General features: G+C 48.7%; 14 protein-coding genes. 3 read left to right on the top strand and 11 right to left on the bottom strand.

Translation table 11 applies throughout. From position 1 onward, the window contains the following. Positions 1-59: 59 nt before the first annotated feature. Positions 60-485 carry a P-type ATPase actuator domain-containing protein gene (locus tag H141_RS0101940; RefSeq protein ID WP_026349166.1) on the bottom strand — a complete coding sequence of 142 codons (426 nt, stop codon included), beginning with the start codon at positions 483-485 and terminating at the stop codon, positions 60-62. Then, positions 469-642, bottom strand: a complete 174-nt coding sequence (locus tag H141_RS22070; RefSeq protein WP_276202882.1) for a heavy metal-binding domain-containing protein — start codon at positions 640-642, stop codon at positions 469-471. Before H141_RS22070 ends, H141_RS0101940 begins: the two co-directional genes overlap by 17 nt. A gap of 374 nt (positions 643-1,016) precedes the next feature. On the opposite strand from H141_RS22070, the gene H141_RS0101950 reads away from it, so the two are divergent. Beyond that, positions 1,017-1,382 carry a hypothetical protein gene (locus H141_RS0101950; RefSeq protein ID WP_026349167.1) on the top strand — a complete coding sequence of 122 codons (366 nt, stop codon included), beginning with the start codon at positions 1,017-1,019 and terminating at the stop codon, positions 1,380-1,382. Positions 1,383-1,448: 66 nt separating this feature from the next. Here H141_RS0101950 and H141_RS0101955 read toward each other — a convergent pair whose 3' ends face one another. The 8 genes from H141_RS0101955 to H141_RS0101990 all read right to left on the bottom strand — a co-directional run bounded on the left by H141_RS0101955 (position 1,449) and on the right by H141_RS0101990 (position 10,664). Then, positions 1,449-2,816, bottom strand: coding sequence for an amidohydrolase family protein (locus H141_RS0101955; protein WP_019674562.1), 1,368 nt, complete (start codon positions 2,814-2,816; stop codon positions 1,449-1,451). A gap of 133 nt (positions 2,817-2,949) precedes the next feature. Continuing rightward, positions 2,950-3,459 (bottom strand): STAS domain-containing protein, encoded by a 510-nt coding sequence (locus tag H141_RS0101960; RefSeq protein ID WP_019674563.1) that lies wholly within the window; start codon positions 3,457-3,459, stop codon positions 2,950-2,952. Between the two features lie 23 nt (positions 3,460-3,482). Next, positions 3,483-4,847, bottom strand: coding sequence for a SpoIIE family protein phosphatase (locus tag H141_RS0101965; protein WP_019674564.1), 1,365 nt, complete (start codon positions 4,845-4,847; stop codon positions 3,483-3,485). 219 nt (positions 4,848-5,066) lie between these two features. After that, positions 5,067-6,008, bottom strand: coding sequence for a protein translocase subunit SecF (gene secF / locus H141_RS0101970; RefSeq protein ID WP_019674565.1), 942 nt, complete (start codon positions 6,006-6,008; stop codon positions 5,067-5,069). Positions 6,009-6,018: 10 nt separating this feature from the next. Beyond that, positions 6,019-7,872, bottom strand: a complete 1,854-nt coding sequence (gene secD / locus H141_RS0101975; protein WP_019674566.1) for a protein translocase subunit SecD — start codon at positions 7,870-7,872, stop codon at positions 6,019-6,021. A gap of 90 nt (positions 7,873-7,962) precedes the next feature. After that, positions 7,963-8,289, bottom strand: coding sequence for a hypothetical protein (locus H141_RS20840; protein WP_019674567.1), 327 nt, complete (start codon positions 8,287-8,289; stop codon positions 7,963-7,965). A 148-nt stretch (positions 8,290-8,437) separates the two neighbouring features. Beyond that, positions 8,438-9,976 carry a bifunctional GNAT family N-acetyltransferase/carbon-nitrogen hydrolase family protein gene (locus H141_RS0101985; RefSeq protein ID WP_019674568.1) on the bottom strand — a complete coding sequence of 513 codons (1,539 nt, stop codon included), beginning with the start codon at positions 9,974-9,976 and terminating at the stop codon, positions 8,438-8,440. A 19-nt stretch (positions 9,977-9,995) separates the two neighbouring features. Continuing rightward, positions 9,996-10,664, bottom strand: a complete 669-nt coding sequence (locus H141_RS0101990) for an RluA family pseudouridine synthase (protein WP_033425330.1) — start codon at positions 10,662-10,664, stop codon at positions 9,996-9,998. A 150-nt stretch (positions 10,665-10,814) separates the two neighbouring features. Here H141_RS0101990 and H141_RS0101995 point away from each other — a divergent pair, with 150 nt between their 5' ends. Next, a complete protein-coding gene (locus H141_RS0101995) occupies positions 10,815-11,501 on the top strand; it encodes an RluA family pseudouridine synthase (RefSeq protein WP_019674570.1) in 687 nt (228 codons plus the stop codon). Positions 11,502-11,602: 101 nt separating this feature from the next. Then, the gene (gene mscL / locus H141_RS0102000; protein WP_019674571.1) at positions 11,603-12,004 is read left to right on the top strand and encodes a large-conductance mechanosensitive channel protein MscL; all 402 of its coding nucleotides are present in this window, start codon (positions 11,603-11,605) and stop codon (positions 12,002-12,004) included. 261 nt (positions 12,005-12,265) lie between these two features. Here mscL and H141_RS0102005 read toward each other — a convergent pair whose 3' ends face one another. After that, positions 12,266-14,737, bottom strand: coding sequence for a S9 family peptidase (locus tag H141_RS0102005; protein ID WP_019674572.1), 2,472 nt, complete (start codon positions 14,735-14,737; stop codon positions 12,266-12,268). Between the last annotated feature and the right edge of the window lie 185 nt (positions 14,738-14,922).

Genomic DNA, 14,922 nt, shown 5'->3' on the forward strand with positions numbered 1-14,922 from the left:
GAAAAAAACTACTGATCACAAACCCTGGCTGGCCGCGGCTAATTTGATACGTCTTAACCTCAGCGCGTTAACAATGACGCTGACTGACGATAACGACATCGCTGCCGGTTCCCATCGCCACGCATAATAAAGCTGCCTTGCTGGTTAATACTGCCGCCTATTACCTGGGCACCCGGTTCTTTTTTAACTGCCAGTGGCTCGCCGGTCACCATAGATTCATCAACATTTGAGCGGCCCTCAAGCAACTCGCCGTCTAACGGTATTTTGTCGCCAGGGCGAACTCTCAGCCTATCCCCAACCTTTATCTGCTCAAGGGCGACATCCGACTCAGCCCCTTGCCCATCTATTCTGCGCGCGCTGGCCGGAGAGCCCCCCAGCAAGGCTTTAATCGCGCCAGAGGTTTTCTCTCTGGCACGTAATTCTAACACCTGCCCCAGCAACACCAGCACTACGATGACAGCAGCTGCTTCAAAATAGACCGCCACTGAACCGTCGGGTCATATCCTGCAGCTCAGCAGAGGGACCGTCTTCTAGGCTGACATCTTCTGGCTCCAGCGCCATACCACAGATTGGGCAATCACCAGCTTGCTGCTGGCGAATTTCCGGATGCATCGGACAGGTATAGGGTTCCGGGTAGCGCATTTTGCACCTCAAAAGATAAATAATTAGCTTACTACTGACAGAGCGAGAACCGTGCCAGTTCGCTGACTATCAATATTTTGGGGTGGTCAATGATAATTAGCGTATTGATATCAGACGTTTAAAAAGTTTGGATAGTTAAGCATTTGCCCACTGTAGTCGTCTAAAAATGGCTGACTGCGGTAATAAATTCATTAAGTTGTACTTTCTTCCCGGAAGAAACCAACAATGCTACGCCTCGCCCACAAACAGCACTCTGAAAGATTCATTATTTTTTCTAATGCTTAAGCAGCAATTTATCTCGTCTATCTTACACAGAACTGTCACCTTCAGCTTGTATGATCATCGCAGTTAAAACAAACCTGGTGAGACTTAAAATGAAATTAGCAATGGTAACTGCAGTAGTAACTCTGGCTCTGGCATCAATGAATAGTGAAGCAAGCATCAATACCTATACTTATTCGAATACTGAATATTGCCAACTGGCTGCGGGCGATGCAACTGAAATGACATTAGCTGCCTACAGCCGTAAACTGGGTTTCACGCCTACTCAAACCGAATGTCGCGCTTTACTCCAGCCGCTTAATACCGCTGCAACAATGACTGAGGAACAAACGGCCAGACAACAGCTGGATCGCTTTCAACGTGGCTCGGTTATTCGTTTAAACCGGACGCTGGAGCAAAAACTGGCAGCACTGCCGGCGGCTGAACGGATAACGGTATTAAAGAATTTATTTAACTGATTTCAACAGTTAATTCTGCTGATATTAGTTAAGAACAGCGCCATGGTGGCGCTGTTCTTGTTAGGTTTACGCTTTACTTTCCGCCAGCCGTGCCTGAGCAATCTCTGCCAGCATAGCGTCAAGGGTTTCACGGCTTAACCACTGACCACGCACCATAACGCCGGCAGGTTGGTACAGCACGTTCAAATCGTCCAGTGGATTAGCGTCAACCAGCAATAAATCAGCACGTTGGCCTGCTTTAACCTGGCCAAACTGGTCTTTATCAGCAAAATACTGGCCTACCAGCACGGTGCCACTGCGCAAAATGTCATAATTACTGATGCCCGCTGCGGTCATTTTGGGTATTTCGCGTCGCAACGAGAAGCCTGGCACGCTGTATAACTGTGGCGCATCGGTGCCAAGCAAAATGGTTACGCCGGCGCGATATAACTCCGCCAAAAGCAATTTCCGATTTTCAGCATGTACCGCAGCCGTAGCACCGGTATAGTAGCTGCCACTGGCTGCCCGTAAATAACGCTGCCAACCCGCTATTACCCGGGCTGGCATATATTGCAGCTCCGGATAAACCTGTAACTTTTCGCTATCAGCTGCGCCGATAATGGTTTGCCATAGCGCTTCGGTAGGTACTACTGCGACATTATGTTCTTTAGTTAACGCTATCAGAGCTGCCATGTCCTTAGCCGTTAACACTTTATCAAAGCCGCCCAGCGCGGCCATATAACCATCCAGATGATCGATAGTGCGGCTGCCAAGCAAAATTGCCTGCTCAATGCCAACAGCCTCGGGCACATGGCCGGCGAAATCAATATTTTGCTTATTGGCTTCGTCAGCTATCGCCTGATAATGCTCCAGGCTTAAACCCGGGTGAATTTTCAGCAGGTCCCAGCCCTCGCGTTTGTGCTGTTGCACCCGCTCACGTGCCTGCTCTGTCGAAGTAACAGTGCGCTGATTAAAACTGGGGCCAGCCAGATATAAGGTGGGGCCCAAGCGTTTGCCACTGGCAATGTCGTCTTTTAAACGCAATTGCTGATCATGGCCCAGCATGCCGCGCACTGTGGTAACACCACCTGCCAGATAAAGGGTAAGAACATCGTTGAGATAGCGCTCTGGCATACCACTGAAATCAACCAGCGGCGGCACATGACCATGCATCTCGGCCAGACCGGGCAGTAAAAAGCGGCCTTGGCCATCAATCCGCATTGCCCCATCCGGAATTGCAACCTCTGTTGCTGAACCGACGGCAATAATCCGGTCCCCCTTTACCACTACCCTTTGATTACGCAGTACCCGTTGCTCCGGCGAAACCTGAACCGAATTCATTGGCAACACATGCACCTGATCAAATACGATAATTTCGGCCCCGGCAGCCGGGGTTGACAGCGAAAATAACCAGCCAAGTAAGCTCGATATGGCAATAGCCCTGCTTAATGACATAACGATCTCTCCTATTATCCGATCTTTACTTTAATGATTCGGTATTTACCAGTCAGCATTCAAACCCGTTAGGGGTCAGATCCAAATGTTACAAATATTAAGTTAATCAACGAACATTTTACTGTGTTAGTAGTTATTTTAATTGTTGTTTTAGCAAGTTAACCACTGGCTGAAATTCAGCTTTATTTTTGTCATTCAGCTCAATCAACGCTTGATGTGCCCGCAAAATCATACTGCCCTGCTGCTGCTCGCTGTATGACTGAGCGGCGATACTTGTTATATCTGCCGGCAAATTGCTTAGAGGTAAATTGGTCGGCTGCTGAATAATCTGAAAAGCCTGATCCAGACACAAACCAAACAGCAGTTCGTTTATTTCACTTTGGGTAGAAAAAAGGGTGGGCTTTGGTAGCTGTTGCTGATGACAGTAGCGCGCCAAGCTGGCCAGTAAACCAACATAGGTACTGTCGATAAAGGTGGCCTGATTTAAATCGATCACAACCTGACCACATTGTATTGAGGTGCTGAACAGCCGTTCAATTAAATCATCCATGCCGGTGGCATTGGTATAGCGAAGCTCACCGCATAATTTGAAATAACAGCAGTTATTAATGCTGGCAAACAGGATCTGTTCTTGCTCGCTCATCTGTTACTCGCTTGATGGTTGCTTTACTGGTTGTTATTGCACCGGCTCACTTTAAGTATAGTCAGGTCATCAGGTAATGTCTGATCAGGTTTTACCTGCAGTGCCTGTAACAAGCCGGCAATATCAGCTGCAACCGTGCTGTGCTCTTTCAGAAACTGCAGCTTCAGCTCAGTTGTCTGTTGTGGCAGCACATCTAACAGGCCGTCCGAGCACAGCAACAAACCACCGTCTTTTGGCATGAAAAGCGAGTGGTTCTGATACTCAGTAAAGTCGAACATCCCAACCGGGGTACTTTTCAGCTCAAGGTAATCTGCCTGGCGCTGTTGTTGCTGATCATTATGAAGTAAAGGCCATGGATAAGCGCCGGCATTAGCATAGGTCAGCTGATGGCTTTGGGTATCAAGTACGGCATAAAACAACGCTATATATTTGGTTATATTTTCCCGCAATAATTCGCTGTTTAGCCCAGTTAGCATGGCTGCAGGGTCAAGTAAGGTATCAATACTGCCTCGTTGGTAACGTTCATAATAAGAGCTGATAAAACGTTTTAAATATACCGTGACAAAAGCAGACGCCACCCCGTGCCCCGAAACATCAGCAATGTAAAACACTACCTGATGCTGATCTGCATTAAAATAATCAACAAAATCACCGCTCATGTAGGCCGAGGGATACAACGCATGGCTGAAATGATAATCGCCACATTGGAAACTGGCAGCTGGCAGCATGTTAAATTGGACCTGCTTACCCGCCCGTTGGCCAGCCTCCAGCTCTGCCAGCGACTGCTGTAACTGCTGATTGCTAACAGCCAGTTCGGCTGTTCTGGCCTGAACCTTGGCTTCAAGGGTGTCATTTAATTTAGCCAGATCCGCAATAACAGTGTACGCACGAAGCGCCGACAACACGGTTGTGGTTAAGCGTTGGACAGTCAGTTCAGTTTTCGCCCGGTAATCGTTAATGTCATAGTCCTGCACAATTTTTTGCTCCGGCGCCTGACCTGGCTGACCGGTCCGAAGGACAATGCGTACCAGATGGTTTTGCAGGGTATCCCGGATATAGTGCACCAGGGTCAGGCCTGCATCATCGGTTTCCATCACCACATCCAGCAATACCAGCGCGATGTCGCTATTGTTAGCCAGGATCGGTTTTGCTTCAGCGGCACTGTAGGCACTGATAAATTTAAGCTTATGATTTTGAAAATTAAAATCGCGCAATGCCAGCAATGTTACCTGATGAATTTCAGGATCATCGTCCACAATAAGCACCGTCCAATATTGATAGTCAACCTCTGGCGTGCTCCTGTCATCGGCAAAGACCATTACCCCATCAGCTGGATCTGCCTTGTCCTGAACTTTGATGTTGTCCGCAGCAGCAACGTGGTGTGCCATCCGGCCATTCCTAAGATTAATGAAGATGCCTACTGACGGTAGCATAGTTAACATTGGCCGGAAACACCCAACTTTCGAACGCAGCTAGTAGTAAAAACCTGTTGGTAAAACTTACCGGTTTGTTAACGAAAACATGAAAAATATGCGTTGCTACGCCAAAGCTGGCAACAGTTAAGTTTAACTGACCAGCATTAGCTGTAAAGGCCGCTTTGTGCCGTATTAGGGTAACTCTGAGATTTCTGCATCGTCCTGTTCAGGGGGCGGCAACATATCTTCCCGGCTAATGCCTAATACCTCAGCAATAGCACTGGCCACATACACTGAAGAGTAAGTACCGATGGCAATACCGAACAACAGCGCCGTGGCAAAACCATGAATTAACGCGCCCCCCATAAAAAACAGCACCAGCAACACCAGCACTGTGGTAAGCGAGGTTATCACGGTGCGGTTTAACGTAGAGGTAATGGCGTGGTTAATAGTTTCATCGACTGTCGCATCGCGCAGCTTACGAAAACTCTCCCGCAGCCGGTCAAACACCACTATGGTATCGTTAATTGAATAGCCAATCAGCGCCAGAATAGCGGCCAGAACGGTTAAATCAAACTCCAGCTGCAACACTGAAAACAGCCCCAGCGTCAGGATCACATCGTGCCCCAGTGCCAGCACTGCGCCAACAGATAGGCGCCATTCAAAGCGCACAGCCACATACAGTAGAATACCAAGCAGTGCCACCAGCATTGCCATGCCGCCGTCTTGTTTTAACTCCTCGCCGACACTCGGCCCGACAAACTCTACCCGACGCAGACTAACCGGTTCAGCCAGCTCACCGGTTAGCGCCTGCAGGACTGCTTGCCCTACTTTAGCCTGCTCCAGATCGGGCCGCAGCGGAATACGGATCAGCACATCTTTACTTGAACCAAACAATTGGATAACTGCATCAGGGTAGCCTGCGCCGGCCAGCATCTGGCGCATCGCTGTCAGGTCTGCTGTTTCACTCAGCCCCACTTCGATCACGGTGCCGCCGGTAAAATCGAGGCCCCAGTTAATACCCTGGCTGAACATTGACGCAGCAGAGCCAATAAGCAATAACACGGATAACAGCAACGCCGGCCATTTAAGCCGCATAAAATTAACCGGCTGGCTAAAATTAAATATTTGCATACCTTACTCCCTACAACGGCAGCGACTGCAAACGACGGCCGCCCCAAATTAAATTAACCAGTAGACGGCTGCCGACCACAGCAGTAAAAATTGAGGTGATAATGCCAATTGCCAGGGTAATGGCGAAGCCTTTAACCGGCCCCGTTCCCACCCCAAACAGAATAAGAGCGACCAGCAAGGTGGTAATATTAGAGTCAGCAATAGTGGCAAAAGCCCGGTCATAGCCCTGATGAATCGCCTGCTGAACCGAGCGGCCTTCAGCAAGCTCTTCGCGTATTCGCTCAAAAATAAGCACATTGGCATCTACCGCCATACCAACGGTAAGTACAATGCCGGCCATGCCAGGCAACGTAAGGGTTGCCCCCGGGATCATCGACATAATGCCAATCATCAGGATCAGGTTGGCGCCAAGCGCAATATTGGCCACCAAGCCAAATGCTTTGTAATACACCACCATAAACAGCAGCACTGCTACCAGGCCCCACTGAATAGCGCTGATCCCAAGTTCAATATTCTCTTTACCCAGGCTGGGGCCTATGGTGCGCTCTTCAATAATCTGAATTGGCGCTATCAGGGCGCCAGCCCGCAATAAGCTGGCAAGATGCTGGGCTTCTGCAGGTGAGCTTAAGCCGGTAATGTCAAAATCCCGGCCTAAGCGCATCTGAATAGTTGCGTCGTTAATCACTTCCTGCTGTTTTACCAATACAGATGTGCCATCAGCATTTAGCTCACTGCCGGGTTTGTATTCGATAAACACTGAGGCCAGCCTGCGGCCTACAACATCTTTTGACGCGTCGGACATTAAGCTGCCGCCAGCGGTGTCCAGCTTAATACTCACCTTGGGCTGACTGTATTCGTCATAACCTGACGTAGCATCAGTAATATGATCACCGGTTAACAGTACTCGTTTATCCAGCAGTAAAGGCGTGCCATCATTGTGGTAATATAATTCAGCATTTACCGGCAACTGCCCCGCTAACGCCGCGGCCAGATCGCTATCGGTGTCTACCAGGCGAAACTCCAGCGTAGCGGTCGCGCTCAGGATCTCTTTAGCCAGCACGGTGTCCTGGACGCCAGGTAACTGCACCACGATACGATCGGCGCCGTGACGCTGCACGACCGGCTCGGCGACACCAATTTCATTGACCCGGTTACGCAGGATGGTGATGTTTTGCTCCAGTGCGTAATTACGGATTTCGCGCTGGCGTTGCTCACTTAAGCTAACTTGCAAGCTCAGCTTGTCCTGGCTTTCAGTAAGCAGCAATTCGCGATCCTGCCCACTCAGCAGCAACACTGCAGCATGCATATCGTCAGCTTGCCGGAATTTAATTACCACCTGTGCTAAAGCCGGCCCGGCGTTAACACTAAGATAGCGAATTTGTGCCTGACGTAAATCGGTGCGAAAACGACTAACCAGATCAGTCAGGTGTTTATCAAGCGCAGCCTGCATATCGACAGCCAGCAGAAAATGGACACCACCGCGCAAGTCCAGCCCAAGCTTCATTGGTGTTGCGCCAATTGCGGCCAGCCAGTCAGGGGTGGCCGGTGCCAGGCTAAGCGCGGTAATGTAATTGCTACCCAGTACATTTTTTGCCAGATCGCGCGCTTGCAGTTGTTGCTCGGCACTGGCGAACCGGGCCAGCACTTTACCATCCAGCAGTTGCACCGATTTAACCGCAATATCTGCTTTGGCAAAAGCTTGCTCCAGCTCTACAACACTGTGCTCTGCAACCACAGCACCGCGGGCGGCACTGATGTTCAGCGCCGGATCTTCCGGATATAAATTAGGCAACGCGTATAACATACAAATCAATAGCATGGCGATCACGACCAGATAGCGCCAGGCCGGGTTTTTATTTAACATTATTTTGTCCTTCACATACTCAGCACCACTACAGCAAGGCCATAGCGGGGCAGAAACAATGGCAACAGACCAGCTGTTGCGGTTTAAGTATCAGGGTGAAGGTACGCCGGGAGGCGCTCTTGCCGGATGGCCGTTACGGGTAAAGGTTACCAGGTCACAAGTAACGACAGGTGCAGCAGGAAACAGGACATCAGCACAACTGCTGTTAGCAGCTGGCAGCGCCGCTTTCGGTTCGTCGTCCGCGGCATTGTCTGCCAGCAGAGCGTGCTGGTTAAGGGTTGAATTAATGGCAGGGTTAAGCCCCTGCAACTGGGTGTCTGCCAGAGGTGATAAACGACTATCATGCACAGCCAATGCTTGTGGCGAGCATAATAAGCTTAAGTAAACCAGTATGGCGAAACTACTGAACCAACGCATAACACCTCGTTAAAGTCTGTCTGCTATGTGTTAGTGCAGCGACTAATCAATATGATGAGGTGTATACCAGATCAATACAAGCCATCAGCCGATAAATAGTTGGCTGATGGCATAGGTTATAAACCCAGTGATACGAACTGGAAAAGTGCTATTTTTTCTTTTTGGGTGGGTTGAGTAACGACAATTGATAAACATCATGCCGGCGGTCTTTCATGGTGTGGACACTGCCATGTGTATGCAGTTCTTTTAGTAAATCCAGATTAACATCAACAATCAGCAACATTTCTGAATTTGGGGTAGCTTCCGCTTTAATACCAGTGGTGGGAAATGAGAAGTCTGATGGGGTAAACAACGCTGACTGCGCATACTGAATGTCCATGTTGTTAACCCGGGCCAGGTTGCCCACCGCACCGGCAATCGCCACATAACATTCGTTTTCAATTGCCCGGGCCATTGCACAATGCCGCACCCGGGTATAACCATTCTGGGTGTCAGTTAAAAACGGCACAAACAAAATATTCATTCCCTGATCAGACAACAAGCGGGCGTATTCCGGAAACTCGACATCGTAGCAAATCATTATGCCAATTTTGCCACAGTCGGTGTCAAACACTTCAACCTTACTGCCACCTGTCATCGCCCAGTTCCGTTTCTCTGCCGGAGTAACATGTACTTTGTCATACTGCTCCCAGCTACCATCACGCCGGCATAAAAAGCCACTGTTATATAGCTTACCGTCGATTAAATACGGCATGCTGCCGGTAATAATATTGATGTTATAAGCGATGGCAAAGTCGACAAATTTGTCGCGGATGGTTTCAGTATATTTGGCCAGCTGGCGAATACTTTCGGTGACGCTTAAATGATTGTAGTGTGCCATTAACGGCGCGGCGAACAGCTCCGGAAACAGAATAAAATCACTTTTGTAATCCGACACGGCATCAACAAAAAACTCCATCTGCTCAAACAGCTTGTCAATGTTCTCCATGCTGCGCATTTGCCATTGCACCAGGCCTAACCGCACGTCGGCTTTTGGCGCATTAATCAGCTTTACCGACTTGGTGTAATAAATATTTAACCATTCCAGTAAGGTGGCATATTCCTGCGATTCCACATCGCCCGGAATATAACCTTTAAGCAACTTACGAACGTGGAAACCATTGGCCAACTGAAAGCTCAGTACCGGATCGTACAGCTCTTTGCGTTTTACTTTTTCGATATATTGTTTAGCTGTCAGTGTAGCGGCATGCTGCTCATAATTCGGCATTCTGCCGCCAGCCATAATGGCCCGTAAGTTCAGGTTTTCACATAATTCTTTGCGCACATCATATAAACGACGGGCCAGGCGCAGACCGCGATAATCCGGATGAATAAACACTTCGATGCCGTACAACACATCACCGTTAGGATCGTGATTATCAAAAGAAAAACCGGAAATTATCTGCTCGTAAGTGTGATCGTCGCTGAATTTACTGTAATCAATAATGAGTGAAAAAGCACAGCCAACAACCTTGCCATCGACACAAACACAAATCTGGCCGTCAGGAAACTTGGTTAACAGGGTATCAACTATATCAGCAGTCCAGGTGAGTAACGGGCCGGTTTGATACACTTGCTCCGACGCTGCGCGAAGTTCAGCCATATCCTGATTGGTAAGATGGCGAATTTCGACGTGATTGGCTTCCATAGTATATTCCTATAATTAGTTAAAATTCTGCTGGGTAACTTAAATCTATCTGCTCAGCTGTTAGCGGATGCTTAAAGCTGATGCTACAAGCGTGCAACAGCAGGCGTTCTGCTTTGGCAATAACAGCCTGATTGCCGTATAAAGTGTCGCCCAGAATTGGATGGCCAATTGCTTGCAGATGCAACCTCAGCTGATGTGAGCGCCCTGTCACCGGCGTTAATAACACACGACTTTGCTGGTGGGCGTCATCTCGTTTTAGTACCTGATAATAAGTCAGGGACGGTTTACCACTGTCGCAAATTTTATAAAGTGGCCGGTTTGCCGGATCCGCCGTAATCGGCAGATTAATGTCACCCTGCTCATTTGCAAGCAGGCCTGCCACCACGGCCTGATACTGTTTATTGATAGTGCGGGCCTGAAACTGCTTACTCAGCTCAGAGAGGGCTCTTTTGGTCAGCGGCAACAATACAATGCCCGAGGTGTCATAATCCAGGCGGTGGACTACCGTTGCCCCCGGCCACTCCCTCTGCACCCGGCTGATCAGGCAGTCTTTATTTGCCGGATGCCGGCCGGGGACTGTCAGTAGTTTGGCTGGCTTACTGACCACCAGCAGTTGTTCGTCCTGGTACAGGATGTCAAAAGGCTGGTCGGTTGCCGGCAGTACTGCCAGTTCAGTTATATCTGCCATTAAAATTACACCCACTATTTGAAATTTCAGAATTCGGTATCCGGATAGCGGCCATTATGCCTGATAAGCAGTTTGTCTGCAGGGCAAAATCCGTTATGCTGCAGGCCTGATTTTTGCTAATACTGCGCTATGGTCAATACATTCTGCTACATGCCCCCCACAGAGCCGTGGCTTGATATTTTATATCAGGACAAAGACATTATTGTCCTGAACAAACCCAGTGGCTTATTGACCAACCCCGGACGCGATCCAGAACTGGCAGACAGTTTATTCAGCCGGGTTAAAGCGGATTTTGAGCTGGCGCAACTGGTGCACCGGCTGGATTTAAGCACATCAGGCGTAGTTGTTATCGCGCTGAGGCGCAAAGCAGAACGTGAATTGAAACGTCAGTTTGCTGAGCGACTGGTGAAAAAGCGTTATCTGGCGGTAGTCGCCGGCAAGCCGGCCCCGGCAAGCGGCAGCATCGACTGGCCACTGACGGTCGATGCAGAACAGGCTCCGCGCCAAAAGGTCTGCCTGCAGACAGGTAAAGCCGCTGTCACTCATTATCGCGTATTACAGCAACTGGCTGCTGCCGCTCTGGTAGAGCTATTGCCGGTTACCGGCCGCTCACATCAATTACGGGTACATATGCTGACATTAGGCCACCCCATTCTAGGTGATGCATTCTACGCCCCATCCCCGGTACTAGTTGCGGCTCCCCGCTTGCTTCTTCACGCCGCCAGCTTACAGATACAACACCCCTACTCTGGTAAAACGCTTGAATTTACAGCAGATACTGACTTTGTAACAGCCAGTGGCAAGCTTAACTGGCCAGAGCCACAATTTAATTTTTAAGCACACTGGTAAATTAGCAACAGCTGTCTATAGTGATTTTAGCTGCCTGGCACCACAACGCGTCCCGGCAGCTAATAACGATAATAAAACAGGAGTTAAAAATGAGTGTGCTAAGTGAATTTAAAAGTTTTGCAATGCGTGGCAATGTTGTGGATATGGCAGTAGGGATTATTATTGGCGCCGCTTTTGGCAAAATTGTTTCGTCTTTTGTTAATGACGTTATTATGCCGCCAATTGGTGTACTGCTGGGTGGGGTTAACTTTCGCGATTTAGCATTGGTAATTCAACAAGCCACCGAAAGCCAGGCTGAAGTCGTTATTAAGTACGGCATGTTTGTGCAAACCGTTATTGATTTTATCATTATTGCTTTTGCGGTATTTGTCGGTGTTAAAGCAATGAATTCGATGAAAGCCAAAGAAGAAGCCAAGCCGGCAGCGGTGGCCGAAGTACCGGAAGATACTAAGTTACTGGCAGAAATCCGGGATTTGTTGAAAAAGTCGTAGCAGTGTTTAATTAAGTTATCGAAGTAAAAACGTCTCAACAGAGACGTTTTTTATTTACCTCAGCACAAAGATTTCGCCAGCAATACCCGATTGTGCTCGTCGCAGCAACTATGCCGGTCTGTCCTGCCCGGCACCTGAGGCCAGCTAAAGCTGTTCAAAATCGTTCCTGACAATTTTGTCGCCCTGCTGCCTGCGGCAGGGCTCAGACACTCTGCGCCGACAAAATCGGGTTTCCTGCCTCATCTCCGTTTTGTCTGTGTCTTACAAGTTCTCCTCAAACAACTTATAGATCCGCCGGTATTCGTCCAGCCAACTGCTTGGCTGGCGGAAACCATGTGGCTCTACCGGATAAATCGCCGTCTCAAAATCCTGCTTTTCCTGTTCAATTAAGCGCTGTACCAGGCGCACCACATCCTGAAAAAACACGTTATCATCCACCATAGGCGCGTTAATCAGCAGTGGCTTGTTTAAGCCCTGGCTGAAGTAAATGGGCGAACTGCGCTGATAAGCAATCGGGTCGATATCCGGGGTGTTCAGAATATTAGAGGTATAAGGGTGATTATAATACGCCCAGTCACTTACCGGCCGCAGTGCAGCGCCCGCCTGAAACAACTCAGGCTGTTTAAACAGTGCCATAAAGGTCATAAAACCGCCGTAAGAGCCACCGTAGGTGCCAACACGCTTGCGATCAACATTAGCATTTTCGACCAGCCAGTTTACACCATCAGCTAAATCTTCAATTTCCGGCGTCCCCATCTGCCGGTAAATAGCTGTGCGCCAGTCGCGGCCGTAGCCTTTTGAAGCCCGAAAATCCATATCCATCACCACATAACCCTGCTGCACTAACAAGTTGTGGAACAGAAACTCGCGGAAATAACCAGACCATCCCAAATCACTGTTCTGCAGATAACCGGCGCCATGGTTAAAAATAACAGCCCGGCGTGACTCACCCTGCTGATAATCAGCAGGATAATACACTTTACTGTATACAGGTTGCTTGGTATGGCTGGACGGCACTGCCACAACCTGCGGCGCCACTAACGGCAGTTGTTTAAACTCAGCGGATACGGTATCGGTAAGCCTGAGCACATCAGCACCTGGCTTAGCGGCCATCAGATATAAATCTTCCGGCATCAGATTGGTTGAATGGGTAAGTAGTAACTGTTGCTCATCTGGTGACAGGGTGAAGTCTGTCATACCGCCTAAGCGAGTTAGTTGCTCAGTTTTAGTATTAGCAAGATTTAATCGGTAAACCTCGTATATCCCTGGGTGCGAGACATTCGCTTTAAAATATATATGGTTATCATCGGCGGTTAATGTAGGATTGCTGACTTCAAAGGTACCAGAGGTTAACTTTTTAGCTTTACGGCTGGTTAATGCTTTAGTGTACAAATGCGAGTAACCGCTTTCTTCAGACAGAAAATACAAAGTCTGGTTGTTGTTTAACCAGCCAAAATCATTAAAAGCATAGTTTACCCAGGCTTTGTCATGCAGACGATGCTGCGGCACCAGGGCTTTTTTGGCAAAATCAACGGTGGCTATCCAGCGATCTTTATTATCAAAGGCTTTCAGCATTATGGCCACCTGTTCGCCACTATTGTGCCAACGCATCGCGCTCTGACTCCAGTACCAGTCAGTCATCAGGCCGATATCCCGGATCACATTAGCACTTTTGTACTTTTCGCCTTTTGCTTTAGCGTTTTCAGCCTTTACCTCAGCCAGCACATCTTCGTTGTAGCCTGGCAAGCTGGTATAGCTTAATGGATGCTGGCTACCGTCGGTTAAGGACACCAGCAACAGACGTTGTGGTTCAGGTTTAAAATCGTTAACCCGCCATCTTACCGGTTGCGCCGCAATATCACCGTTTGCGGTAATATAATTGGGCATAATATCTTTTTCATTACGCGGCTTGGCTTTACGCACTGCCACCAGCAAATAATCGGCTTTAGGCGATAAACTGGCGTCGACAATTTGTTGATCTTTGCCAAAATAAGCAGCAACAGCTGCCATTGACGGGTTTGCCGCACGCAACGCATTTTTCGCTTGATACTGCTCATTTTTATCACGTTGGCTTTTCGCCACATATTCAATCAGCTTATGTTGTTCCTGTGCCAGGTAACCGCTTGGTATGGCTGGTGCAGTTGGCTTATCTGCTGTTTTCAGGCTAATTAACTCACTGCTCAGCCCGCTACTTAGATCAACACTGAAAAATGTCCAACCCTGACGATAAACCAGGCGGTTATCCAGCAGAAACTGAGGGTGACTAAAACCTGCATTACTGCGGGTTACCTGAATGAGCTGGCCATCGGCTTTGCGGGCAAAAATATTGCCCTCAAATACCCATGCCTGCAATTGCCGGTCAGCGCTATATTGCACATTTGTGCTGCCAATCTGGTGCAATTGCGATAAAGCCACCGCTACCCCATTGTCACTGCCATCTAACGGTCGCTGATATAGATCCCGCAATTCACTACCAGCACGTTTTTGCTGATAGAACACCTTGCTGCTGTCAAACGCCCAAAATGCATCCTGTGGCGAGCGCCCCAGCCAGTCAGGATCAGCCATGATCTGTTCAAGTGTCAGCTTAATAGCTGGATTAGTCTGATAAACCGATTGCGCGGTAACAGGTGCACTGTTCCAGGTTTGCGGTTCTGTTTTGGCTATTGCCAGACCACTGGTAAGCAGTAAACCGGCGGTCACTGCACCAAGCAGCGGGTGATGGAATATGTTCATATTAATAGTCTTGTACTTAATTAACGACGCCCTGTTATACAAAGCCTTGCAGCCGAACGCAACTGGATGCGGCTGATTAGCAAAGATATGAGCCAGATTTACCTGTAGCTACTGTTATTTAGGCTGTCAGTAAGCCAGATTAGTGAGCGGATTTTATGAAAAAAAAATGCGCGGAATAAAGCCGC

The organism is Arsukibacterium perlucidum DSM 18276 (genome assembly GCF_000382165.1).
Classification (GTDB): domain Bacteria; phylum Pseudomonadota; class Gammaproteobacteria; order Enterobacterales; family Alteromonadaceae; genus Alishewanella; species Alishewanella perlucidum.